This window comes from Pseudomonas sp. CP-1 (assembly GCF_021213715.1).
GTDB lineage: Bacteria > Pseudomonadota > Gammaproteobacteria > Pseudomonadales > Pseudomonadaceae > Pseudomonas > Pseudomonas aeruginosa.
On sequence record NZ_JAJQKY010000020.1, the window covers coordinates 54,501 to 77,279 of the forward strand.

Consider the following 22,779-nt stretch of genomic DNA (forward strand, 5'->3'; position numbering starts at 1 on the left):
CTGGAGGAAGGAAGCACATGAACAAATGCTATGCACTGGTCTGGAACGTATCCCAGGGCTGCTGGAACGTCGTCAGCGAAGGCAGTCGCAGGCGCGGCAAGCCCGCCGGCGCCAAGGCGGCGATCGCCTCCGCCCTGGCCCTGCTGGGCGCCACGGCCCTGGCTCCGGCCTATGCGCTGCCAAGCGGGGGAACGGTGGTCGGCGGGAGCGCGAACGGGGAGATACACCTGTCGGGCGGCAACAGCCTGTCGGTCAACCAGAAGGTCGACAAGCTGATCGCCAACTGGGACTCCTTCAGCGTTGCCGCCGGCGAGCGGGTGATCTTCAACCAGCCGAGCAGTAGCTCGATTGCCCTGAATCGGGTGATCGGCACCAAGGCCAGCGATATCCAGGGCCGGATCGATGCCAACGGCCAGGTCTTCCTGGTCAACCCCAACGGCGTGCTCTTCGGTCGCGGCGCCCAGGTCAATGTCGGCGGCCTGGTGGCTTCCACGCTGGACATCACGGATGCCGAGTTCAACGGCAACTCCTCCAGATACCGTTTCACGGGTCCCTCTACCAACGGTGTCCTCAACCAGGGAGGCGCCATCACCGCGGCGGAAGGCGGCAGCATCGCCCTGCTGGGCGCGCAGGTCGACAACCGCGGGACGGTCCTGGCGCAGATGGGCGGTGTCGGGCTCGGCGCGGGCAGCGACCTGACGCTGAATTTCGACGGCAACAAGCTGCTCGACATCCGCGTCGACGCCGGGGTCGCCAATGCGCTGGCAAGCAACGGCGGTCTGCTCAAGGCCGACGGGGGGCGAGTCCTGATGGCGGCCAGGACCGCCAATGCGCTGCTCAACACGGTGGTGAACACCCAGGGTGCCATCGAGGCCCGCTCGCTGCGCGGCAAGAACGGGCGGATCGTGCTCGATGGCGGCCCGGACGGCAAGGTCATGGTGGGAGGCGCCTTGTCCGCCAATGCGTTGAACGGACCGGGGCACGGCGGGACGGTCGAGGTCCGGGGGCAGGCGGTGGAGGTGGCCCTGGGCACCCAGGTGAACACGCTCGCCAGCAATGGCCTCAACGGCACCTGGAAGATTGCTGCCGACAAGATCGACGTGCGCCCATCGGCGGTGTCGGATGGCGTCACCGTTCATGCCGACACCCTGTCGCGGAACCTGGCGAGCACCAATATCGAACTGGTTTCGACCAAGGGCGACCTGGACCTCGACGGCTCGGTGAGCTGGGCATCGGGCAACCGGCTGGGGCTGGGCTCCGCGGCCGACCTGACGCTGAATGGCAGGCTGAATGCCAGTGGCGCCAAGGCTGGGCTGGAGCTGAAGGCCGAAGGCGCTATCGATATCAATGACAAGATCGTTCTCGGCGGGGCTGGCAGCGCGCTGGCCATGGATGCCGGCGAAGGCCACCGGGTGAACGGCACGGCGTCGGTCTCCCTGGCCGGGGCCAACGCGACCTACGTCTCCGGCGGCTATTACTACACGGTGGTGCAGAACCTGGCGCAGTTGCAGGCGATCAACAAGAACCTGGACGGCCTGTACGTGCTCGGCGGCAATATCCTGGGCGGCAGCTATTACTGCACGGCACTGCAATCCATCGGCGGGCCCGCCGGCGTCTTCAGCGGCACCCTGGACGGTCTCGGCAACAGCATCGGCAATCTCTCGATCAGCAACACCGGGCCGAATGTCGGGCTGTTCGCCCGCTCCTCGGGCACCCTGAGCAACCTGAAACTGAACAACCTGCGGGTATCCGATAACACCTACGGCTCCGGTCCGTCTTCGCTCGGCGCCCTGGTCGGGATCAACAGCGGGCGTATCGCCAACGTCAGCGCCAGCGGGGTCTCGGTCGTCGGCAGCCGACTGCGCTCCAACGCACTGGGCGGCCTGGTCGGGCGCAATATCAACGGGCAGATCACGAACGCATCCGTCAGCGGCGGCGTCACCGCTTATGCGGCGAGCACGGCGGTCGGCGGTCTGGTGGGGGAGAACTTCACCACCGCCTGGGGGCCGGAGGCGGTCATCGAGAACGCCCACAGCAACGTCCATGTGGCTGCCCAGTCCACCGAGCGCAACAGCCTGGGCGGCGTCGGCGGCCTGGTCGGACTGAATGCGAAGGCCACGATCAGGGCGTCCGGCAGCCAGGGGAAGGTCGAGACCTACCGGCCCGGCCTGAACGTCGGCGGCCTGGTCGGCTACAACATGTTCGGCCACGTCTCCGATAGTAGCGCCAGCGGCCAGGTGGAGGCCGGCGGCGCGGGGTATACCGGCGGGCTGGTCGGCCTGAGTTCCGGCGGCGAGATATTCCGCTCGCAGGCGAGCGGGTCGGTGTACAGCAAGGGCGGCCTGGCGACCGGAGGGTTGATCGGCAAGGCAGAAGGCAACGGCATGCTCGGAAACCTGAAAGCCAGCGGCAGCGTCATGGACCAGGGGGGCGCGGATCTGGGCGGGCTGGTCGGCAACAACAGCCAGGGTGCCATCGAGACCGCCGAGGCGACGGGCAAGGTCAGCGGCGGCAGCAACAGTCGCGTCGGCGGGCTGATTGGACACAACCTCGGCGGTTCCGTCGCCCATGCGATCTCGCGCGGCGACGTGAGCGGCGGCTTCAACAGCCTGGTGGGCGGGCTCGTCGGCCACAACGGCGGCGAACTGGTCAACGTGGATACCAGCGGCAGGGTCAGCGCCGCTGCGAGTGCGTCGGTTGGCGGCCTGGTCGGCAGCAACGCCGGTTCGATCCTGTCGGCGCGCAGCAGCAGTACCGTCAACAGCGGCGGGCGCAGCCGCATCGGCGGCCTGGTCGGCGAGAACCAGATCCAGGGACGCATCGTTTCGTCCATGTCGGAAGGCACCGTCAGTGGCGACTACTACGTCTCCATGGGCGGGCTGGCCGGCGTCAACCTGGGATCGATCGAGTACTCCGGCGTCAGCGGCAAGATCGACTTCAAGCCTCAGTCCCATTACGGCCAGATCTACGGTGCGCAGGTCGGCGAGAACCATGGGGTCCTGGGCGGCAACTACGTGATCGGCGAGGCGGCGCTCCTGCCGCCTGCCGGTATCGACTACGGCAACATCTGGTAAGGCCGGCAGGGGAGGTCCCTGGCGGACCTCCCTTTCCGGCCGGGGCCGCTCTCGCCTGGAGTGTGGCCCTCTTCCGCAGGCGCAATCTTGGAGAGTTCCATGAGCATGAGGTTATTTCCCGGCCGCGTTTCCCTGCGCCGCCGGCCTGGCGCGCAGGCTCGGCAGGCGCTCGTTCTCGGCCTCTGCTGCCTGACCGGCGGCCAGGCCTGGGCCCTGAACGAGGTCGCCCTGAACTGCTCGTTCGGCAATGGCAAAGGCTTGCCCTGGCGTGTGGTGAACGAGCTGACCAGCGGCACGGCGAAAGGCACGGTGCTGTTCGCCAGGCCGGTGAGCCTGTTCCTGAACTACAAGCCCCAGGCTTCCCAGGAGGCGCATGAGCTGGTCATCGGGGGGAACTGGTCCGGGGTGGGCTATCCGGGGCCCTACGGCACGGTGGCGTCCGACGTCAAAGGCATCGGCTATCGGATCTCGGTGGATGCCCAGGACGGCGTCAAGCGGGTGATTCCGGTCGACAACCAGCCCCATGCGCTGGACAAGCGAGTCACGAGCTTTTCCGGAAGCACGACCAGCGACTACCTACAGGAACTGGTCCTGACGGTCGACCCCGGCGAGTTGCCTGCCGGCGACCTGAAGGTAACCAGCGTATCCGGCAGCGCCACCCTGAATCTCTGGGCGGTGGACAGGCTGAAGGGCGAAGCGTCCATCGGCAGCGTCCTGGCGGTGCCTGCGGACAACTACCCCACCGGGGTTTGCCGAAAGCCCTATTCGCTGATCGGCCCGGCCTCCATCGGGATCGGCGGCGGTCCCCCGCCGCCGCCGATCCCGAAGAAATGCAAGGTCGAGGTGGGACGGGAAATCAACGTCAAACTGGGTAGCGTCGCGTTGAAGAACTTCCCGCGGGTCAACGACACCTCCACGGAGCGTTCCTTCGATATTTCTCTCAGCGAGTGTGCGGCGCTGGCCAAGCCGGAAATCGCTTTCCGCGACAAGTATGTCTCGGCGCAGCAAGCGGACCCGACGATCCTCAGCTTGAAGAGCGGCGGCGCGGCGGGGTTCGGCATCGTCGTGAAGAACGGCCTGGACCAGCAGCGGATACGTTTCGACGGCACGCCCTACCCGATGCGGCGTGTCGGCGACAGCGCCGACCTCCCGCTGAGTGCCGCCTACATCCGTATCGGCGCGGAGGGCGAATTGAAGGCCGGGGTCGCCGACGGCGCCGCCGAGTTCACGTTTACCTTCCCCTGAGCGGCGCCGCCGTTCTTTCCCCGGCGTTTCCCGCCCCGCCTCGGGAAGCGCCGTCGGCCGCTTTCGCGCCAGCCCTCGCGAAGGCTCGGCCCCTCACCTCCAGTGGTTGCAGATCGCCGAAGGCGCTCTGCATATCGCTCCGCTGCTCGTCCTGGGTCTCGTGCGCACATGCCATTCCCGCACGCGGAATACCGATATTGCGTATGGGCGAAGGCTTTCTGAGGGATATGCAAGTTTCCTCGGTAGGATTTCGCGCAAATAAAAGAACGCTATTTTCCAGGCGATAGTTTCAGCTTGTCACGGAACTCTTTTTTCAAATTTTTTGCTGCTCTGGCTTGTCCGTTTCGTATTTCATCGTTTTTCATAAGTGTCTACGTATACGTTTTTCGGGGGCTGTTTCAAGTGTCTTTGTTGTTAGTTTGCGAGGCGAAAAAATAGTAGTTTTACTATATTAAATATCGTCGGTTTCACTAGAAAATACACATGTTCACTTTGAACCGGGGCAGTGGCGTCGGCGGATTCCGGACCGCGCTTTCCTCCTTGCCGGCCGAGCGGCGGCCGCCTGCCTGCGGCAGGCATGACCGAGACCACAGGTTTCCTGGTAACGCTTTCGCCTGCCGTGTACCGCTTAAGGAGACGCAAGGATGTCCCTACATCGCATTCGCGTAATGGTTGCGGATGATCATCCCGCCATTTCGCTGGGTATTTCCTACGAACTGAGTCAGTGCGGTTCTTTGGAGATGCTCGGTCAAGTTTCCAATTCTACCGAGTTGATCGGCCGGCTCGACGAAGGCGACTGCGATGTCGTTATCGTCGACTATACGATGCCGGGCGGGAAATATGGCGATGGACTGGCATTGTTGTCATTGCTGCGACGACGTTATCCGCATCTGCAATTGGTCGTCTTTACCATGCTGAACAATCCGGGTCTTATCCGGGCCATTCTCAAGCAGGGTATCAATTGCATCCTCAGCAAGTCCGACTCGACCAGTCACCTGCTGGCGGCGGTGAGCGCGGCCTATTCGCGAAACCAGTATTTCTCGCCGTCGATCAGGGACATCTTCGTCAACCAGGTGCTTTCCTCGCACAACGAACGGCTGACGCCCCGGGAGGCGGAAATCGTCCGTCTGTTCGGCTCCGGACTGACCATCACCGAAATCGCCGAGCGCTCGCATCGCAGCGTGCAGACCATCAGTACGCAGAAGGTCAGTGCCATGAAGAAGCTCGGCATCAAGCGCGATGCCGACCTCATCAGGTATGCGGCCGAGGGCTATTGCCGGATGCCCTGACGGATCGGCCCGCTTCACCAGGGCAGCGGCTGGTTCCGATAATCGACGAAGCGACAGGCATTCACGCCCGCGGCATCCTCCACCGCCGCGACCAGTCCGGCGGCGCTTTCCTCGACGCTCAGCGGCGCGCTGTCGCCGCCCATTTCGGTACGCACCCAGCCGGGATGCAGGAGCAACAGGCTGAACGGCAACTCCTCGAACTCGCCCTCCCAGCTGCGTACCAGGCTGTTCAGCGCCGCCTTGCTGGCGCCGTAGAGCGGCATTGTGGCCGACAGGCCCAGCGCCAGGCTGGCCATCTGCGAACTCATGAACGCCACCACGCCACCCCGGCTAACCCGCCCGGACAGTGCCCTGGCCAGGCGCAGCGGCGCGATGGCGTTGGTCAGGAACAGCTGGGCGGTCTGCTCGGCGTCGATTTCCGCCACATCCTGTTGCTGCGGGCCGTAGATGCCGGCGTTGACGATCAGGCGATCGATCCGCCGCTCGCCCAGCGCCTCGCCGATGCGTTCGGCGCAGTCGCGTTGGTTGAGGTCGCCGGTCACCGCTTGCAAGCGCTCCCCGGCTCGCTCCGCCAGTGCCTGCAGCCCGGGAGAGCCTTGCGGTCGCCGGGCGACGGCGAATACCTGTGCGCCGCGTTGCAGGAAGGCATCCGCCAGTCCCAGGCCGATGCCGCGCGAGGCGCCGACGATCAGAACGTTGTGCATGAGGTTCTCCGGGCGATAAAGCGGACAGGATACCCAAGCGCGTCCCGCTGCGGTAACCGCCGCGGCGACCGGCCGCGGCGGCCTCGACCTTACCGCATGGCGCTGCCGCCCAGGCCGGCGAGGTACAGGTCGAGCAGGCGGTCGTCGAACTCCGGCTCGCGCACGGCGCTCCCGCGCAGGTGTTCCTCGACGTTGGTGCAGTCCCAGAGATAGGTATCCTGGTACAACTCGACGGTGCTGCGGCCGGCGTACATGTTGTCGCGGAACATACTCAGCAGGGGATAGAGCGGGGCGTCGCGATTGTCTTCCCAGAGACTTACCCAGTCGTCGAACGGCATCTGCCGGAGGGGACGCCCGGCGCGTCGCCCGAGACGGTCGAAGAACTCGTCCAGGGTCAGGCAGCGCGGAATGCTCGGCACCAGGTTGAATTTCTTGCCCAGCGCCGAAGGCTGGCGGGCGATGACGCTGATCGCCTCTACCATGTAGTCCACCGTGGTCAGGCCCTCGCGCAGCTCGCGCAGGAGCGGCACGGCCCGGTACTCCAGGCAGGTCCGCGCCAGCCGGCTCCACCACTGGTAGTCGGCATGGGCGCCGGTACGGCTGTGGCAGGTGGCGTAGCCGAGGCGGAAGGTCATCAGCGGCAGGCCGCGTTCGGCGGCGAGGTCGGCGATCTTTTCCATCACCCATTTGCTGCGCACGTAGCCCATGTCGGTGACCACCGCCGGCAGGTTCTGGTCGATGTCGTCGTCCTCGCGCATCAGGCGCTTGCCGGTATGCAGGTGGCCCCAGCTGTACACCGAGATGCTCGACAGCAGCATCAGCGGCTTGCAGCGGCCGCTGGCGCAGAAGCGCAGGACCTGGCCGAGCCCCTCGACGTTGTCGCGCTTCATGTAGCTGTATGGCTGGATGAAGTTCACCGCGCTGGCGGAATGGAAGACCTGGTCGACGCTGCCGGCCAGCTCGCGGTAGGTTTCCGCCGGTAGTCCGAAACCTGGTTCTGCGAGGTCGGCGGCGTAGGCCCTGACCCGTCGCCAGTCCGACTCGGCGAGTTCGATGCGGTGCTGCCGGGCGGCCTGGCGCAGGCGTTCGAGGGCGTGGGCGTCGTTTTGCGCACGGACCGGACAATGCAGGTCGGCCTCGCGGCTGGCCAGCAGCTCGGCGAGCAGGTGGGCGCCCATCAGCCCGCTGGCGCCGGTGAGCAGGATGTGCCGTGGCGCGAGCAACTGGGCGGCGTCCATGGGCCGACTGAAATCCACGTCGGCGGGCAGGCGCACGTCCCGTTGCAGCTCCTGGGCCGGTTCGCTGTCCAGCGCCGGCGGCGCTTCGCCGGCGCGCCGCGCCAGGCTGGCCGCCAGTTGGCGTACGCTCGGGGTGCGGTAGATGTCGTGGATGTAGGCACGGTTGCCGAAGCGTCGGCTCAGTTCGCGCACCAGGGCGGCGGCCAGCAGGGAATGGCCGCCGACCTCGAAGAAGCTGTCGTCCAGGCCGAAGTCGGTATGCCCCAGCACTTCCTGCCAGGCCAGGGCCACTTGCAGTTCGCCGGGGGTGCCGAAGCGTTGCTCGTCGAGTCGTTCCTGGCATTGTTCCTCCAGGCGTCGACGCAGGGCCTGGCGGTCGATCTTGCCGTTGACCGTGGTCGGCAGGCTGTCCAGCGACAGATAGCGGCTGGGCAGCATGTAGTCGGGCAGTTCCTGGCGCAGGGCGATCTTGATGGCGGCGAGCACGGCCCTGGCATCGCCGCCCCGCTGGCGGGGGACCACGAAGGCGCTCAATTGCTGGCTACCGCAGCGTGGGTCGGCATGCGCCAGCACCACCGCGCCATGGATCGCCGGCTGGCGCAGCAGCGCGGCTTCGACGTCGCCGAGTTCGACGCGGTGGCCGCGGATCTTCACCTGATCGTCCAGCCGACCGAGGAACTGCAGGCTGCCGTCGGCCAGCCAGCGGGCCTTGTCGCCGGTGCGATAGAGCCGGCGCCGCAGTGCCTGCGAGTAGTGGAAGCGCCTGGCGGTCATGTCCGGGTCGCGCAGGTATTCGCGCGCCAGGCAGACGCCCGCCAGGTTCAGCTCGCCGGGCCGGTCGCCATGGCAAGGCCGGTCGTCGGCGTCGAGAATGAATGCCTCGCAACCGTCGATGGGCGTGCCGATCGAGGCGGGCCGCCGATGAGCTTCGGCGTCGACGATGCGGCAGGTGGCGAAGACCGTGGCTTCGGTCGGGCCGTAGTAATCCACCACGGTATAGGGCAGCCCGCCGGTTGCGACCGGCGGCAGTTTTTCCCCGGCGCAGAACAGGTAGCGCAGCGCCAGCGACGGCGGAGCGGGTTGCTCCACCAGCGCAGGGACCATCACGGTAGGCGCGAAGGCATGGCTGATCCGCTGCTCGGCGAAGAATGCCAGCAGCGCCGCCGGGTCCGGGCGCACCTCGTCGGGCACCAGGTGGAGGCAGGCGCCTGCGCACAGGGTGGACCAGATTTCCCATTGGCAAACGTCGAAGCCGACGCCGGCCATCAGGGTGGTGCGGCTCCGTTGGTCCATCTCGAAGCGCCGGTTGTGCCAGTCCACGAGGTTGCTCAGGGAGCGGCTCTCGATCACCACGCCCTTGGGTTCGCCGGTGGTGCCCGAGGTGAAGATCACATACAGCGCTTCGCTGCCGTCGAGCGCCGGTCTCGGCGCGGCACCCGCCGCACTCGTCGCGAGCGCCTGTGCGATGACCTCCACCGGTTGCCCCGGCAGGTCCTCGGCCTGGGTGGCGAGGGCCACGGGGGCCTGGCACTGGCGGAGGATTTCCTGCTTGCGCCTGTCGGGTTGCCGACGGTCCACCGGTACGTAGGCCGCTGCGCACTTGGCGGCCGCCAGGATGGCGATGACCAGTTCGGCCGAGCGTTCGGCCAGCAGGGGCAGCCGCTCGCCGCGGGCGACGCCGCGCCTGGCCAGGTGGGCGGCCAGCCGGTCGCTGAGTCGGTCGAGTTCGCGGTAGCTGAACGAGCGCTCGCGATCGACGAGGGCGGGGCGTTCGGGATGGGTATCTGCGTGTTGCCTGAATAAGCCAAGAACAGAATCTTTCGACATGGCTGAGACTCCTGTCTTGCCGGTTGAAAAGACGTTATCCGTGGTTTTTCAGCGTATCGAGCGGGGACCAGGGGGAAGGCTGGCGATAGGCCTGGTCCAAGGCTAGCCCCGAGGGGAAATGCGGCAACTGCCATTTGGTACAGGGTAAGGGGGGCTCGCCGCCGGGGTCGCCAGAGGGCGCCCCGGACATTTTCGGCAGCGGGATCGGACTCAGTCCAACGGGGCTTCCCGGTCGTCGAAGATCGCTTCTATCGCCAGTCCGAATACCCGGGCGAGCTTGAAGGCCAAGGGCAGGCTTGGATCGTAGCGGCCGGTTTCGATGGCGTTCACCGTCTGCCGCGATACCTCCAGCTTTCCGGCCAGCTCCGCCTGTGACCAGCCGCGCTCCGCGCGCAACTCGCGAACCCGGTTCCTCATGCGTAGCGCCTCAGTCCCAGGACGCAGCCGATGGCCCAGAACGCGCCCATCAGGGGCCAGACGAAGAACATCGAGAGTTTCGGAAAGCCGGTGGTTTCGAGGAAACCGTAGGCGAAGGTGAGCAGGGCGGTGCCGACGAAGGCCAGGGCGAGGGCTTCGAGATGGATGCGCCGGGCCATTTCGTCGAGGCGCCGCAGGTAACGGATCACCACCAGCGCCAGGGCGACCATCGGTGGCACCGGCAGCAGGGCGAGGAAGACCCGGCCGGCGCCCGGTTCCGTGCCTGCCAGCAACTGGCCGCTGATCAGAACGGCAGCGGCATAGCCGACCAGCGCGAGAAGCAGTTCGAGGAAGAAACGTTTGTGGGTCATGGTTGAACCGTCCATGTAAAGGGGGCTTTACATTGGCCGGAATGCTCTTCTTTGTCAAGCAAGCTTTACATTCTCTATGGGCTTGCCTTGGCGAGGAGACTCGGGGATGGTAGCGGGCGGTCTCTGGGAGAACGGCGAAATGGCGACGGGCGACGAATTCGACGCGCTGCTGGCGGAAGCCGGCCGCACACCGATGCGCGGCTGGGAATACGACTATGGCGGACGCATCCGCCTGGAACCGCCGCCATGGGATTTCCCGGGGCGCATGCTGGAGCGCTGCCGGGCCGCCGCCAGCCTGCTGGACATGGGTACCGGCGGCGGCGAATGGTTGAGCCGGCTGCCGTATCGTCCGCCGCTCACCGTGGCTACCGAGGGCTGGGCGCCCAACCTGGAGATTGCCCGGGGTCGCCTGGAGCCCTTGGGCATCCGCGTGGTCGAGGTGGAGGGCGCGCCGGACAACCATCGCCAGGGCCGGGAGGGCGATGGCGGCGGGGCGTTGCCGTTCGCCGATGGCACCTTCGACCTGGTCGGCAACCGCCACGAGTCCTATCTGCCATCGGAGGTCCGGCGGGTGCTGGCGCCCGGCGGCTGTTTCCTCACCCAGCAGGTGGCCGGCGACTTCAACCGCGAGTTCTATGCGTTGCTCGGCGAACCGGCGCCGACGCCGGAGGCGCCGCACTGGAACCTGGGTTTCGCCCGGGCCCAGCTGGAGGCCGCGGAGTTGCCGCCGGTGGCAGGCGGCGAAGGTTGGGAGGTGTTGCACTTCGCCGATGTCGGCGCCCTGGCCTGGTACCTGTTGAACCTGCCCTGGGTATTTCCCGGTTTTTCCTTCAGGCGCCACCGCGAGCGCCTGCGCGGCCTGCACGAGAGCGGCAAGCCGCTGGTGGTGCGGCAGTTCCTCTTCTGGCTGGAGGCGCGCAACCCCCAGGCCGCGCGCGGCTAGAGGAAGAGTCGCTTCACCAGCTCGGTGCGGCTGCGCGCACCGGTCTTGCGGAACAGGTTGAGCAGGTGGGTCTTCACCGTCGGCAGGCCGAGTCCGAGGCACTGCGCCAGGCATTTGTTGCTGACGCCGTCGCGCAGCAGCAGGGCGATCTCCCGTTCCCTCGGCGTCAGGCCTTGCAGGCGCTCGGCGCTGGCCGCTGGCGTGGCGCATGCCTGCGCCGCCAGCTCCATCAGGCCATGCAGGGCGCGCAACTGTCGCAGCTCCTGGTCGGAGAAGGCCCCTAGGCGGGCGTCGCGCAGCAACGACAGGGCCGCCACCGGACGCTGCTGCGCATGCGCCAGTACCTCGACCACGTCGCAGATCCCGTGGCGTCTCAGGAAGCCCTGGTACAGCGCGCTGTCCTTCGCGGGCTGGCGGGCGATGCCCTGGCGCAGCGGCACTACCGGCGAAGCGCTGGCCAGGCAGTGGCGCGGCTGCAGCGGATCGTAGTCGCGGTAGTGGCGCAGGTAGTCGCGGTGCATGCCGGCCGGCATCCGCAGGAGCTGGAAATCGTGTGCGCGGCAATCCTCGTCGATGCGATAGAACACGCACAGGCTGGCCGGCACCACCTGGGTGAAGGCCTGCATGCAGCGCGGGCCGAGGTCGGGCGACAGGGTCGAAGGCATGGCGCGGGACTCCCGTGGGACGAGGCGGCGGGACGTCCACTGTCCCGCCTGCCGGGCAGAATGTCCATGCCCCGGCGCGCCGTCTTGTCTCTCTCTGCCTGGCTTGGCAGGCAGCGGCAAGAAACCCGGCAGGCTGGAGCAAGCGAGCGGGGGAGCGGCGGGTCCAGAGTATTCCCGGGTAGTAGGCGCATGCATGACGCAGCGCCGTCGCCAAGCCGAGGAGCACACATGAGTATTGCCATCGACCCGTCCGTCAGCGCCTTCTTGCGCAGTCCCCATGGCCTGCTGATCGACGGCGAGTCCGGGCCGGCGCGTTCCGGCGCCGACATGCCGCTGTACGACCCGGCGACCGGTGCCGAGCTGGCGCGCGTGGCCCGCGCCGGCGCCGAAGACGTCGATCGGGCGGTCGCCGCCGCGCGGCGTGCGTTCGAAGGCAACTGGGCAGGCCAGCGCCCGGCCGATCGCGAGCGCCTGCTGCTGCGACTGGCGGAACGGATCGAGGCGCATGGCGAGCAACTGGCGCAGCTGGAGACCCTGAACAACGGCAAGTCGATCAACCTGTCGCGGGCCCTGGAGGTCGGCGCCTCGGTCGAGTTCATCCGCTACATGGCCGGCTGGGCGACCAAGATCGAGGGCCGCAGCCTCGACCTGTCGATCGCCGCGGTCCCAGGCGCGCGCTACCGGGCCTACACGGTGCCGGAGCCGGTGGGCGTGGTCGGAGCCATCGTGCCGTGGAATTTCCCCTTGCTGATGGCGATCTGGAAGATCGTCCCGGCCCTGGCCTGCGGCTGCACCGTAGTCCTCAAACCGGCCGACGAAACCCCGCTGACCGCCCTGCGCCTCGGCCAGTTGTGCCTGGAGGCGGGGATTCCGCCAGGGGTGGTGAACATCGTCACCGGCACGGGCGCCGAGGCCGGCGCGGCACTGGCGGCGCACCCGGGCATCGACAAGCTGGCGTTCACCGGCTCGACCCCGGTGGGCAAGCTGATCGGGCATGCGGCGGTGGAGAACATGACGCGTTTTTCCCTCGAACTCGGCGGCAAATCCCCGGTGATCATCCTCGATGACACCAGCCTGGACATGGCTGCCGCCGGTTCCGCCGGCGCGATCTTCTTCAACCAGGGGCAGGTCTGCACCGCTGGTTCGCGCCTCTATGTGCAGCGCAAGCGTTTCGACCAGGTGCTGGAGCGCCTGGCGGCCATCGCCGGCGACCTGAGCATCGGCCCCGGCCTGGATCCGACCACGCAGATCAACCCGCTGGTCTCGGCCAGGCAGCAGGAGCGGGTGCTGGGGATGATCGAAAGCGGGGTGGCCGAGGGCGCCAGCGTGGTCTGCGGCGGGGCGCGCCAGGGCGAGACGGGGTTCTACGTGCAGCCGACGATCCTTGCCGACGTCACCCCGGGGATGCAGGTGGTGCGCGAGGAAATCTTCGGGCCGGTGCTGGTGGCGACGCCCTTCGACGATCTCGACGAAGCGGTGCGTCTGGCCAACGACAGCATCTACGGGCTCGGTGCGAGCATCTGGTCCAACGACCTGCGCCAGGTCATGGACCTGGTGCCCAGGATCAAGGCCGGCACGGTATGGGTGAACGCCCACAACCTGCTCGACCCGTCGATGCCGTTCGGCGGCTTCAAGCAGTCCGGCATCGGTCGCGAGATGGGCCATGCGGCGATCGAGGCGTACACCGAGAACAAGTCGGTGTGCATCGCCTACTGATATCGATGAAATCGGGGTGAGCTGATTCGTTCGGCTCTTTCGCTGCCCTCCGCGGCAGCCTTTTGTTCGACACGCTTCGCCTGCCGGCGGAGCGTACGGGACGCCGGCGCGTCCCGCAGGGCGCCTGGCGCGCCCTGGCAGGGCCTGACGCAAGAACAACAACAGCAACGCTGCCGTCGAGGATACGTCGATGTCCAACTCCAGACTCACCCAGCACCTGCTCCGCGGGCGGGTTGGTTTCCCCACCGCCCTGGCCAGTTCGGTCGGGTTGATCATGGCCAGCCCGGTGATCCTCACCGCCACCACCGGCTTCGGCCTGGGCGGCGGAACCTTCGCCGTGGCGATGCTGGTGGCGCTGCTGCTGATGCTGGCGCAGTCCACCACCTTCGCCGAGGCCGCCTGCCTGCTGCCGACCCGTGGCTCGGTCTACGACTACCTGTCGTGCGGCCTCGGGCGCTTCTTCGCGATCACCGGCACGCTGTCGGCCTACCTGATCGTCCATGTGTTCGCCGGCACCGCCGAGACCATGCTCAGCGGCACCATGGCGCTGGTCAACTTCGAGTCGCTGAATACCCTCACCGAGCCGGGCGGCGGCGCCTGGCTGGTGGGCGTCGGCATGGTGCTCTGCTTCGGCCTGCTGAATGCGCTGGGGATCACCGCCTTCGGTCGCGCCGAAGTGATCCTCACCTTCGGCATGTGGAGCACCCTGATGATCTTCGCCGTGGCCGGTCTGCTGCGCCTGCCCGCGGTGGAGTTGCAGGGCTGGTTCGGGGCCTCGATGGTCGGCGACGACCTGCCGACCCTGCTGTCGCTGGTGGGCATGGCGATGTTCATGTTCGTCGGTTGCGAATTCGTCACGCCGCTGGCGCCGGAGGTGCGCCACGCTTCGCGGACCCTGCCGCGGGCGATGGCCCTGGGGTTGGTCGGGGTGGCCTGCTGCATGTTCCTCTATGGCGCGGCGATGCGCCGGCAGGTGGAAAACCTCGACCTCGGCGGCGGCCTGCACCTGCTGGAGACGCCGATGGCGATCCCGCGATTCGCCGAGCAGGTGATGGGACCGTTCGGACGCATCTGGCTGGGCGTGGGCCTGCTGTTCGCCGGGGCCGCCACCATCAACACCCTGATGGCCGGCCTGCCGCGGATTCTCTACGGGATGGCGCTGGATGGCGCCTTGCCGAAGGCCTTCACCTACCTGCACCCGCGCTTCAAGACACCGTTGCTGTGCATCGCCGTGGCAGCGGCGATTCCCTGCCTGCACGCCTGGTGGCTGGGCGGCGACAGCGAAGGGATCATCCACCTGGTCCTGGCGGCGGTCTGCGCCTGGGGCACCGCCTACCTGCTGGTGACCCTCTCCGTGGTGCTGCTGCGCATCCGTCGCCCGGACCTGCCGCGCGCCTACCGCTCGCCGCTGTTCCCGTTGCCGCAGCTGTTCTCCAGCGCCGGAATCCTGCTGGGGATGTTCTACATCACGCCGCCGGATATGAACCCCGCCGACATCTACCTGCCGTTCGCCCTGATGCTCGGCCTGGCGGCCGCCTACGCCCTGTTCTGGACCCTGTGCGTACAGCGGGTGAATCCGTTCCGTCCGCTGGCGGTGGAAGAGGTGCTGGAGAAGGAATTCGCCGAAGAGGACCAGCAGCGGGAGAGGGCGCATGTCCGCCTGGGCGCGCTGGTATGAGCGCCACTGGCGCGACTGGCGGCCAGCCGCCTATCGCCCCGGAGCCACCCTGGCCCTGGTGCGGCGCAACCTGGCTGCGTGCGACGGCGAGGCGCAGGACGGCAGGCTGTTGCTGCGTACGAAAGAGCTGAGCTTCGAGGTTCGCGAGCGGGTCCAGGCGCACCTGTTCATGCATATCGTCAGCACCGAGTTCAGCCTGTTCGTGGCGGCGCCTGGGGGGCCGCCGGCCAGCCTGGAGCTGCGTCACGCCGGTTGCTTGCGGCGTCGCGGCATCCTTTGCAAGGTGCGCAGCGGGAGCGGGCTCGAGCCGTTGCGGGAGGCCTTGCAGGGGGGCGACCGGGCCTTGCTGGAGCAACTCATGCCGCTGGACTTCCGGAGTTTGCGCCTCTGCCGCGACGACAGGGGCTGGACCGTGAGCCTGGAACACCTGGGGGCGTGCGAGGTGGTCAACCGCTTCCCCGCCTATCGCCGCTACATCCCCCTGGTCGCCGAGCAGCGCCTGGCCCTGCTGGGTGCCTTCGCCCAATTGCAGCGCCTGCTTTCTCCCGCCTGAACGGCCCTTGCCGGCTCTCCCGGATGCGTATCCGCCGGTCTATTTGCGCCAGCTTGTGGGTATATCGATAACATGTTAATCATGTCGGCAGCGCTGCGTGGCTTGGTAATTGCCGCGCCATACAACAATAACGATGGCCGTTGCCGTCAGGAGGTGCCCGGTGCATACCCTGTCTTCCGCACACAACAGCTTCGAAGCCTGGAACCAGGCGTTGCGCCAGGTCTGCGGGCGCTTCGAGTCGCAGCCCGCGCTGAACCGGACGCTGTTCATCGGCGATATCTCGCGGCAGGACCTCGGCGGCCTGGAGCTGGCGCAGATCCGCACCAACGCCGGGCGCATCGCCCGCCAGGCCACCCATGCCGATCATGACGACGACCGTCACTGCTTCCTGGTCGTCCAGCGCAGCGGCCATGCTCAACTGCGCCAGGGTGGGGACAGCATAGAGCTGGCGCCAGGGGAAATGGCGCTGATGGACTCCGCGGGCGGCTGCGAGATCATTCCCCACGGACTCATCGAACACACCTCGTTCCATCTCTCCCGCGACCAGGTATGCCGGCACCTGCCACCCAGCCAGCGGGCCTTCGGCAAACTCTCGCCGAACTGCGCCAGTGGTCGCCTGCTCGGCCTGCTGGTGCAGCAGGTGTGCGCCGGAGAACTGCAACCGTGGGCGGTGGCGGACGAAGGCGGGGCGTTGCAGGAGGCGCTGATCGCCCTGCTCGGGCCGGCGCTACAGCACGCCGGCGAGGAATTGGAGGGACCGCTGGCCGGGCTCTATGGCTACAGTCTGCGCCGGCACGCGGAGCGTCTGATCGAGCAATCCCTGCGGGAGCCGCGCCTGAGTCCGGACATGCTCGCCGGCCGCCTGCGCATCTCGGTGCGCCAGTTGTACCGGTTGTTCGAGGAGCAGGGCGACAGCGTCTGCCGCTACATTCTCCGCCAGCGCCTCAGCCGCAGCGCCGCCGACCTCGGCAACCCACGGCTGCGCGGCGAATCGATCACCTCCATCGCCTTCAAGTGGGGTTTCAGCGACTCGGCACATTTCAGCCGGGCGTTCAAGAAGCAGTTCGAGGTTTCGCCCAAGGACTATCGGGCCGGCGCGCTACCGGCCTGACGCCGCCGCGCACTGCCATTCGTCCCGCCGATCCGCGCCGCTGGCGGAGCTGGCCCGGTGAATGCTTGACGCTTCACCGGAGGCACAGCAAGAATGCGGCGTGTCAGGTTGCATGAAAATAACGGCGGCGCTGTCCGGGGTACCTGCCGCGACAAGCAGCTCCCGATGCCCGCACCTTTCATGTCGCCAGCGAGGCGTAGGATGTCATTGCCTTGGGGCGTGCGCCGCGTCGCTATTCACTATCAGATTTCGAGTGCCCCCCTACACCATGCGAATGCGCCTGATGCTTTTGGGCGGCGGTAATGCCCTTGGACAGGCGCTGATCCGCCTAGGGGCGGAGGAAGACATCGGTTTCCTCGCGCCCAGACCACCCGAGCAGGGCTGGGATGCCGCCAGCCTCACCACCCTGCTGGACGAAACGCGCCCCGACGCGGTGATCAACCTCGCCTTCTACCACGACTGGTTCCAGGCCGAGCAGGTCGAGGCGGAGCGCCTGGGCGCCCAGGAGCGCGCCGTCGAGCGCCTCGCGGAACTCTGCCAGCACTACGAGATCCTGCTGGTCCAGCCGTCCAGCTACCGGGTCTTCGACGGCGCCCGCGCCACCGCCTACAGCGAGAAGGACGAGACCCTTCCGCTGGGCCTGCGTGGCCAGGCGCTCTGGCGCATGGAGCAGAGCGTGCGCGCGGCCTGCCCGCGACATGTGCTGATCCGCTTCGGCTGGCTGCTGGACGAAAGCCCGAACGGCTTGCTGGGACGTTTCCTCAGCCGCGCCGAACAACCGCAGCCGCTGTTCCTCGCCGACGACCGGCGCGGCAACCCGACGCCGGTGGACGACGCCGCGCGGGTGGTGCTCTCGGTGCTCAAGCAGCTCGACTGCCAGGCGCCGCTGTGGGGCACCTACCACTACGGCGGACTGGAAGCGACCACCACCCTGGCGCTGGGGCAGGTGATCCTCAACGAGGCGCGTACCTATCGCTCCAACCTGATCCAGGAGCCTTCGGCGGAGGCCCATGCCGCGCGCCCGGACGCGCTCGACGAACCGCAGCACGCGGTGATGGTCTGCAAGAAGATCCTCCACACCTTCGGCATCAAGCCGCGCGCCTGGCGCGCAGGTTTGCCGGCTCTATTGGACAGGTACTACAGGCATGTTTGAACGCCCCATCCTGATCACCGGCGGCGCCGGTTTCATCGGCTCCCACCTGACCGACGCGCTGCTGGCGCGCGGCTACCGCGTGCGTGTGCTGGACAACCTGTCCACCGGCAAGCGCGACAACCTGCCCCTGGACGACGAACGGGTCGAGCTGCTCGAAGGCGACGCCGCCGACGCGGCGACCCTGGCGGCCGCCCTGAAGGGCTGCGCGGCGGTCGCCCACCTGGCCGCGGTCGCCTCGGTACAGGCCTCGGTGGACGACCCGGTCGCCACCCACCAGAGCAATTTCATCGCCACCCTGAACCTCTGCGAAGCGATGCGCGAGCAGGGCGTGAAGCGCGTGGTGTTCGCTTCCAGCGCAGCGGTCTACGGGCAGAACGGCGAAGGCACGGCGATCGACGAAGACACCCCGAAGTCGCCGCTGACGCCCTACGCGTCGGACAAGCTGGCCAGCGAGTACTACCTCGATTTCTATCGCCGCCAGCATGGGCTGGAACCGGCGATCTTCCGCTTCTTCAACGTCTACGGGCCGCGCCAGGACCCGTCCTCGCCCTATTCCGGGGTGATCAGCATATTCACCGAGCGCGCCCTGAAGGGGACGCCGATCACCGTGTTCGGCGACGGCGAGCAGACCCGCGACTTCATCTACGTCGCCGACCTGGTCGATTTCCTGGTCCAGGCGCTGGAGGCGACGGCAGTGGAGCCCGGGGCGGTGAACGTCGGCCTGAATCGCAGCATCAGCCTGAAGCAGTTGCTGGCAGAGATCGGCCAGGTGCTCGGTGGCCTGCCGCCGGTGACCCACGCCGACGCGCGAGCCGGTGACATCAGGCATTCGCGGGCGAACAACGAGCGCCTGCTGCGGCGTTTCCGCTTCGACCAGCCGACGCCGATGGGCGTGGGGCTGGCGCGCCTGCTCGGCCGCTGATCACCACCAGGGCTTGTTCAGCGCCAGGTAGAAGATCCCGCCCAGCAGGGCGAGGCTGAGGACGCTGAGCAGGCCCTTGCCGGGGCCCCGCGCCATCCGCAGGGCGAACGCCGCGCAGACGATGTAGCCCAGCAACAGCCCCAGCTTCGCCAGCAGCCAGAGCGGTAGCGGCCAGGGCATCGCCAGGTGCACCAGGCCGAGCGCGGTGAGCAGCAGCAGGGTGTCCACCAGGTGCGGTCCCCAGCGGCGGATGCCGCTGGCCTTGCGCCCCGACCAGTTCCAGGCCAGGCGCCAGACGAACAGGGCGGCGCTGCTGAGGGCGAAGGTGATGTGCAGGGTCTTCAGCCAGAGGTACATGGGCCCGTTTCCGCAGGATGAGAAAAGGCGCCCGAAGGCGCCTTTTTCCGTTGGGGGCGCAAGCCCCGCGACAGTCTACGACTCAGAACTTGTAGCCGAAACCGATCATGTAGACCCACGGATCGACGTCCACGTCGACCTTGGTCTTGTTCACGCCCAGGGCGCTCGGGCCGTTGATGCTGGCCTTGGTGTCGATGTCCATGTACCAGACGGCCATGTTGAACAGCGCGTGCTCGTTGAGCATGTAGTCGAAGCCCAGTTCGCCGGCCAGGCCCCAGGAGTCCTGCAGCTTCATGCTGCTGAAACCCTGCGCCTTGCGGTTGCTGGCGAGGTCTTCGTCGAAGAAGGTAGTGTAGTTCACGCCCAGGCCGCCGTAAGGCTGGAAGGCGCTGTTGGTACCGCCCATGGGGTAGTACTGGAGCAGCAGGGTCGGCGGCAGTTGCTTGATGTCGGCCAGCTTGCCGTCCAGGCCCGGGCCGAGGCCCTTGACGTCGACCTGGTGGTTGAACGGAGTGGCGGCGACCAGTTCCACGCCCCACTTGTCGGCGAACATGTAGGTGAAGGTCAGGCCGAGCTGGGTGTCGCTGTCGACGGTCGCCTTGGTACCGCGCTGCTTGGCGCCGTCCAGCTTGATGTCGGAACTGCTGTCGTCGGGATCGACGGTGGCGAAGCCGCCACGGATGATGAAGTCACCGGCCTTGTGTCCTTGAATATCCGCAGCGGCGAACGGGGAGGCGACGGTGAGGGCCAGCAGGGAAGCGGTAAGCCAGGACTTACGCATGATGAGCTCCATTCCTTGTATTAGAAAGTGTTGGTGCTGCTAATGGTCAGCCAGCTAACAGTTGCCTTCCTTGACACAGCTCAATCAATCCTAGGAGCAAATGTGACCGCCGCAACGTAAACGGCGCGGCGGATTGTCGCATGTCGTTCAGCTACCTTCGTATTCGTAGGGCGTCACCTTGCTCGCCTGCATGCGGTAGCCGGCCGCCGCCAGCTCGCTGCTGGCGTTCTCCACCTTGAAGGTGCCCTCGACCCAGAACGGCTGGTACAACTCGTCCATCTGCACGCCCTTGGCGGTCTTCACGTAGACGATCTGGTTCGACGGCGGCGGCGGTACGTGGATGCAGGCGCCGTAGTAGGGTACCAGGAGGAACTCGGTGACCAGCCCGGCCTCGCTGATTTCCAGCGGCACGATGTAGCCCGGCAGCTTGGCCTCGATGCCGTCCAGTGCCTTCACCACCGGGGCGTTGGGGCTCTGCTGGCTGGCCGCCGGGCCGGCTTCGCTGAGGGCGTTGGCGAGGTCGTGGATCGGCAGCGGCGCCGGGGCGGGCGGGGCGCCGGCCGGGATCAGTTGCGACCAGGTCAGTTCGCGCGGCGCGGCGCGCGCCACGGCACTGCCCAGGAGCAGGGCGAAAGCCAGCAGGAGGACGGTCAGGGAGCGCAGCATCGGGGAATATCTCCGGGTCATAGGCGGATCGACAGGCCATCGGCCAGGGACTGGCGGTAGGCGCGCCAGGCCGGCACGCAGCCGATCAGCACGGCGGCCGCCAGGATAGCCCCGAGCAGGCTCCACTCATAGTCGCTCGGCCAGGCCAGCGGCAGGTAGATGCCGTAGTTGGCCTGGACGTAGCCCTGGCTGGCGGCGATGCCGAGGTAGAGCAGGCCGAGGCCGAGGGCGACGCCGGCCAGCGCCAGGCTGAAGGCCTCGGCCAGCAGCAGGCCGAAGATGTGCCAGGGGCGCGCGCCCACCGAGCGCAGGATGGCCATCTCCCGGCGGCGCTCGTTGAGGCTGGTGAGGATCGCCGTGAGCATGCCGATCAGGCCGGTGAGAACGACGAACAGCGAGACCACGAACAGTGCCTTCTCGGCGGTGCCCATCAGGCCCCACAGTTCCTGCAGGGCGACACCGGGGAGGATCGCCATCAGCGGTTCGCCGGGATAGTCGTTGACCTCGCGTTGCAGGGCGAAGGTCGCCACCTTGCTCTTCAGGCCGACCAGGAACGCGGTGATCGCCTGTGGTTGCAGGTCCATGTGCCGCGCCTGTTCGGCGCTGACGCGCCCGGCGCCCATCGCCGGCACCCCGTTGCGCCAGTCGACGTGCAGCGCCTCCATGCCGGCGAGGGATATGTGCAGGGTGCGATCCACCGGGGTACCGGTGCGCTGGAGGATGCCGATCACGGTGAACGGCTTGTCGTCATGCTTGACCAGGCTCACCGTGCTCACCCCATGGGCCAGCACGATCTTCTCGCCGAGCCTGTAGTGCAGGGCTTCGGCCACCTCGGCGCCGAGCACCACGTCGAACAGGTCCTGGCCGAAGGCGCGGCCCTCGGCCAGTTGCAGTTCCTGGCCGCGGCCGTAGCGGTAGTGCTCGAAATAGCCGGCATCGGTGCCCATTACCCGGTAGCCGCGGTGCGAGTCGCCGAGGGAGATCGGGATCGCCCACTTCACCCGCGGGTTTTCGGCGAAGTGCCGGTAGCTGTCCCAGCGGATGTTGTTGGTCGCGTTGCCGATGCGGAATACCGAGTAGAGCAGCAGGTTCACCGAGCCGGAGCGCGCGCCGACGATCAGGTCGGTTCCGGAGATGGTACTGGCGAAGCTGGCCTTGGCCTCGGTGCGGACCCGCTCCACCGCCAGCAGCAGGCAGGCGGAGAGGGCGATGGCGAAGATCGTCAGCAGGGCGGTGAAGCGGCGGTTGGCCAGGCTGGCCAGTGCCAGTCGGAAGAGATACATGCTCAGAGTCCTGCCGGCCGGGCGGCGCGGTTGAGATCGGAAAGGGACAGGCTGCGGTCGAACAGCCCGGCCAGGCTCTGGTCGTGGCTGACGAACAGCAGGCTGGCGCCGGCCTCGCGGCATTCGGCGAAGAGCAACTGGAGAAACGCCTCGCGGCTGTCGGCGTCGAGCGCCGAGGTCGGCTCGTCGGCGATCACCAGCTCCGGCTGGCCGATCAGCGCGCGGGCGGCGGCGACCCGCTGCTGCTGGCCGATGGACAGGCTGTCGGCGCGGCGTTCGTGCAGTTCGCCGCCGAGGCCGAGCTGGCCGAGCAGATGGCTGGCGGCCTGCGCCGGGCTACCGTGGCGTTCGCGGGCGCGCTGACGGCGCAACGCGGAAAAGTGACAGGGCAGCTCGACGTTCTCGCGTACCGAGAGGAACGGCAGCAGGTTGAACTGCTGGAAGATGTAGCCGGTGTGGTCGACGCGGAAATGGTCGCGGCGCGCGGCGGACAGCTTTTCCAGGTCCTCGCCGAGCAGGCGGACGCTGCCGCGGCCGGGCTTCTGCACGCCGCCGAGGAGGCCGAGCAGGGTGGTCTTGCCGCTGCCGGAAGGCCCCTTGAGGAACAGGCTCTCGCCGCGTTCGAGATGGAAGCTGGGAATGTCCAGCAACTCCGCCTGGCCGGGCCAGGCGAAGCCGAGGTTGGTCAGGGTGATCAGTGCGCTCATGGGGGTAGGGGCGGAACGCTCCGCCGGAGCCTCGAGAATGGATGGAGGGGCGCCGCGCCGAATCCCTCGCGGCGCTTCC

Annotated in this window: 20 protein-coding genes; 10 read left to right on the forward strand and 10 right to left on the reverse strand. The window is 67.4% G+C overall.

The window, feature by feature from the left end:
- The first annotated feature begins 17 nt into the window (after positions 1-17).
- The 3 genes from LT948_RS27305 to LT948_RS27315 all read left to right on the forward strand — a co-directional run bounded on the left by LT948_RS27305 (position 18) and on the right by LT948_RS27315 (position 5,608).
- Positions 18-3,074, forward strand: a complete 3,057-nt coding sequence (locus LT948_RS27305) for a two-partner secretion domain-containing protein (protein ID WP_023092420.1) — start codon at positions 18-20, stop codon at positions 3,072-3,074.
- A gap of 99 nt (positions 3,075-3,173) precedes the next feature.
- Positions 3,174-4,319 (forward strand): fimbrial protein, encoded by a 1,146-nt coding sequence (locus LT948_RS27310; RefSeq protein ID WP_019682617.1) that lies wholly within the window; start codon positions 3,174-3,176, stop codon positions 4,317-4,319.
- Positions 4,320-4,963: 644 nt separating this feature from the next.
- The gene (locus tag LT948_RS27315) at positions 4,964-5,608 is read left to right on the forward strand and encodes a response regulator transcription factor (protein WP_003093364.1); all 645 of its coding nucleotides are present in this window, start codon (positions 4,964-4,966) and stop codon (positions 5,606-5,608) included.
- Between the two features lie 14 nt (positions 5,609-5,622).
- Here LT948_RS27315 and LT948_RS27320 read toward each other — a convergent pair whose 3' ends face one another.
- From LT948_RS27320 to LT948_RS27335, 4 genes are all read right to left on the reverse strand, one after another.
- Positions 5,623-6,312 (reverse strand): SDR family oxidoreductase, encoded by a 690-nt coding sequence (locus LT948_RS27320; protein ID WP_003093362.1) that lies wholly within the window; start codon positions 6,310-6,312, stop codon positions 5,623-5,625.
- A gap of 89 nt (positions 6,313-6,401) precedes the next feature.
- The gene (locus tag LT948_RS27325; RefSeq protein WP_073657235.1) at positions 6,402-9,377 is read right to left on the reverse strand and encodes a non-ribosomal peptide synthetase; all 2,976 of its coding nucleotides are present in this window, start codon (positions 9,375-9,377) and stop codon (positions 6,402-6,404) included.
- A 210-nt stretch (positions 9,378-9,587) separates the two neighbouring features.
- Positions 9,588-9,794, reverse strand: coding sequence for a helix-turn-helix transcriptional regulator (locus LT948_RS27330; RefSeq protein WP_023092423.1), 207 nt, complete (start codon positions 9,792-9,794; stop codon positions 9,588-9,590).
- Positions 9,791-10,165 (reverse strand): hypothetical protein, encoded by a 375-nt coding sequence (locus tag LT948_RS27335; RefSeq protein ID WP_003093356.1) that lies wholly within the window; start codon positions 10,163-10,165, stop codon positions 9,791-9,793. The genes LT948_RS27330 and LT948_RS27335 overlap by 4 nt, the downstream gene beginning before the upstream one ends.
- Positions 10,166-10,271: 106 nt before the next feature.
- Between LT948_RS27335 and LT948_RS27340 the strand changes: the two genes are divergently transcribed.
- A complete protein-coding gene (locus LT948_RS27340) occupies positions 10,272-11,108 on the forward strand; it encodes a class I SAM-dependent methyltransferase (protein WP_023874933.1) in 837 nt (278 codons plus the stop codon).
- On the opposite strand, the gene LT948_RS27345 is transcribed toward LT948_RS27340, so the two are convergent.
- On the reverse strand, positions 11,105-11,773 hold the full coding sequence (locus LT948_RS27345; RefSeq protein ID WP_003454197.1) for a helix-turn-helix transcriptional regulator: 669 nt from the start codon (positions 11,771-11,773) through the stop codon (positions 11,105-11,107). The two genes, LT948_RS27340 and LT948_RS27345, sit on opposite strands and share 4 nt — an antisense overlap.
- 228 nt (positions 11,774-12,001) lie before the next feature.
- Between LT948_RS27345 and LT948_RS27350 the strand changes: the two genes are divergently transcribed.
- The 6 genes from LT948_RS27350 to LT948_RS27375 all read left to right on the forward strand — a co-directional run bounded on the left by LT948_RS27350 (position 12,002) and on the right by LT948_RS27375 (position 18,906).
- Positions 12,002-13,489: an aldehyde dehydrogenase family protein gene (locus LT948_RS27350; protein ID WP_003113043.1), complete on the forward strand. Its 1,488-nt coding sequence runs from the start codon at positions 12,002-12,004 to the stop codon at positions 13,487-13,489.
- A 190-nt stretch (positions 13,490-13,679) separates the two neighbouring features.
- Positions 13,680-15,167: an APC family permease gene (locus LT948_RS27355; RefSeq protein ID WP_023092427.1), complete on the forward strand. Its 1,488-nt coding sequence runs from the start codon at positions 13,680-13,682 to the stop codon at positions 15,165-15,167.
- Positions 15,142-15,720: a DUF3156 family protein gene (locus LT948_RS27360; RefSeq protein ID WP_023092428.1), complete on the forward strand. Its 579-nt coding sequence runs from the start codon at positions 15,142-15,144 to the stop codon at positions 15,718-15,720. The genes LT948_RS27355 and LT948_RS27360 overlap by 26 nt, the downstream gene beginning before the upstream one ends.
- A gap of 160 nt (positions 15,721-15,880) precedes the next feature.
- Positions 15,881-16,831 carry a transcriptional regulator FeaR gene (feaR, locus tag LT948_RS27365; RefSeq protein ID WP_023092429.1) on the forward strand — a complete coding sequence of 317 codons (951 nt, stop codon included), beginning with the start codon at positions 15,881-15,883 and terminating at the stop codon, positions 16,829-16,831.
- A gap of 268 nt (positions 16,832-17,099) precedes the next feature.
- Positions 17,100-17,984, forward strand: coding sequence for a dTDP-4-dehydrorhamnose reductase (locus tag LT948_RS27370; RefSeq protein ID WP_003113045.1), 885 nt, complete (start codon positions 17,100-17,102; stop codon positions 17,982-17,984).
- Positions 17,977-18,906: an NAD-dependent epimerase/dehydratase family protein gene (locus LT948_RS27375; RefSeq protein WP_003093339.1), complete on the forward strand. Its 930-nt coding sequence runs from the start codon at positions 17,977-17,979 to the stop codon at positions 18,904-18,906. The genes LT948_RS27370 and LT948_RS27375 overlap by 8 nt, the downstream gene beginning before the upstream one ends.
- On the opposite strand, the gene LT948_RS27380 is transcribed toward LT948_RS27375, so the two are convergent.
- The 5 genes from LT948_RS27380 to LT948_RS27400 all read right to left on the reverse strand — a co-directional run bounded on the left by LT948_RS27380 (position 18,907) and on the right by LT948_RS27400 (position 22,700).
- A complete protein-coding gene (locus LT948_RS27380; RefSeq protein WP_023092430.1) occupies positions 18,907-19,263 on the reverse strand; it encodes a SirB2 family protein in 357 nt (118 codons plus the stop codon).
- 82 nt (positions 19,264-19,345) lie between these two features.
- Positions 19,346-20,044 (reverse strand): outer membrane protein OprG, encoded by a 699-nt coding sequence (gene oprG / locus LT948_RS27385; protein WP_003093337.1) that lies wholly within the window; start codon positions 20,042-20,044, stop codon positions 19,346-19,348.
- A 147-nt stretch (positions 20,045-20,191) separates the two neighbouring features.
- Entirely contained in the window at positions 20,192-20,710 is a 519-nt protein-coding gene (locus LT948_RS27390; protein WP_003137628.1) for a DUF3299 domain-containing protein, read from the reverse strand.
- 17 nt (positions 20,711-20,727) lie between these two features.
- Complete coding sequence (locus tag LT948_RS27395; RefSeq protein WP_023092431.1) at positions 20,728-21,993, reverse strand: ABC transporter permease; 1,266 nt, start codon at positions 21,991-21,993, stop codon at positions 20,728-20,730.
- Positions 21,994-21,995: 2 nt separating this feature from the next.
- Positions 21,996-22,700, reverse strand: coding sequence for an ABC transporter ATP-binding protein (locus tag LT948_RS27400; RefSeq protein WP_023092432.1), 705 nt, complete (start codon positions 22,698-22,700; stop codon positions 21,996-21,998).
- Positions 22,701-22,779: the final 79 nt, after the last annotated feature.

Bases quoted from the DNA above. Each gene is read 5' to 3' on its own strand.
- LT948_RS27355 (WP_023092427.1), top strand. From the start codon at position 13,680: ATGTCCAACTCCAGACTCACCCAGCACCTGCTCCGCGGGCGGGTTGGT.
- LT948_RS27320 (WP_003093362.1), bottom strand. From the start codon at position 6,312: ATGCACAACGTTCTGATCGTCGGCGCCTCGCGCGGCATCGGCCTGGGA.
- oprG (WP_003093337.1), bottom strand. From the start codon at position 20,044: ATGCGTAAGTCCTGGCTTACCGCTTCCCTGCTGGCCCTCACCGTCGCC.
- LT948_RS27335 (WP_003093356.1), bottom strand. From the start codon at position 10,165: ATGACCCACAAACGTTTCTTCCTCGAACTGCTTCTCGCGCTGGTCGGC.
- LT948_RS27305 (WP_023092420.1), top strand. From the start codon at position 18: ATGAACAAATGCTATGCACTGGTCTGGAACGTATCCCAGGGCTGCTGG.
- LT948_RS27310 (WP_019682617.1), top strand. From the start codon at position 3,174: ATGAGCATGAGGTTATTTCCCGGCCGCGTTTCCCTGCGCCGCCGGCCT.
- LT948_RS27400 (WP_023092432.1), bottom strand. From the start codon at position 22,700: ATGAGCGCACTGATCACCCTGACCAACCTCGGCTTCGCCTGGCCCGGC.
- LT948_RS27340 (WP_023874933.1), top strand. From the start codon at position 10,272: ATGGTAGCGGGCGGTCTCTGGGAGAACGGCGAAATGGCGACGGGCGAC.
- LT948_RS27315 (WP_003093364.1), top strand. From the start codon at position 4,964: ATGTCCCTACATCGCATTCGCGTAATGGTTGCGGATGATCATCCCGCC.
- LT948_RS27345 (WP_003454197.1), bottom strand. From the start codon at position 11,773: ATGCCTTCGACCCTGTCGCCCGACCTCGGCCCGCGCTGCATGCAGGCC.
- LT948_RS27390 (WP_003137628.1), bottom strand. From the start codon at position 20,710: ATGCTGCGCTCCCTGACCGTCCTCCTGCTGGCTTTCGCCCTGCTCCTG.
- LT948_RS27330 (WP_023092423.1), bottom strand. From the start codon at position 9,794: ATGAGGAACCGGGTTCGCGAGTTGCGCGCGGAGCGCGGCTGGTCACAG.
- LT948_RS27360 (WP_023092428.1), top strand. From the start codon at position 15,142: ATGTCCGCCTGGGCGCGCTGGTATGAGCGCCACTGGCGCGACTGGCGG.
- LT948_RS27350 (WP_003113043.1), top strand. From the start codon at position 12,002: ATGAGTATTGCCATCGACCCGTCCGTCAGCGCCTTCTTGCGCAGTCCC.
- LT948_RS27370 (WP_003113045.1), top strand. From the start codon at position 17,100: ATGCGAATGCGCCTGATGCTTTTGGGCGGCGGTAATGCCCTTGGACAG.
- LT948_RS27375 (WP_003093339.1), top strand. From the start codon at position 17,977: ATGTTTGAACGCCCCATCCTGATCACCGGCGGCGCCGGTTTCATCGGC.
- LT948_RS27380 (WP_023092430.1), bottom strand. From the start codon at position 19,263: ATGTACCTCTGGCTGAAGACCCTGCACATCACCTTCGCCCTCAGCAGC.
- LT948_RS27395 (WP_023092431.1), bottom strand. From the start codon at position 21,993: ATGTATCTCTTCCGACTGGCACTGGCCAGCCTGGCCAACCGCCGCTTC.
- LT948_RS27325 (WP_073657235.1), bottom strand. From the start codon at position 9,377: ATGTCGAAAGATTCTGTTCTTGGCTTATTCAGGCAACACGCAGATACC.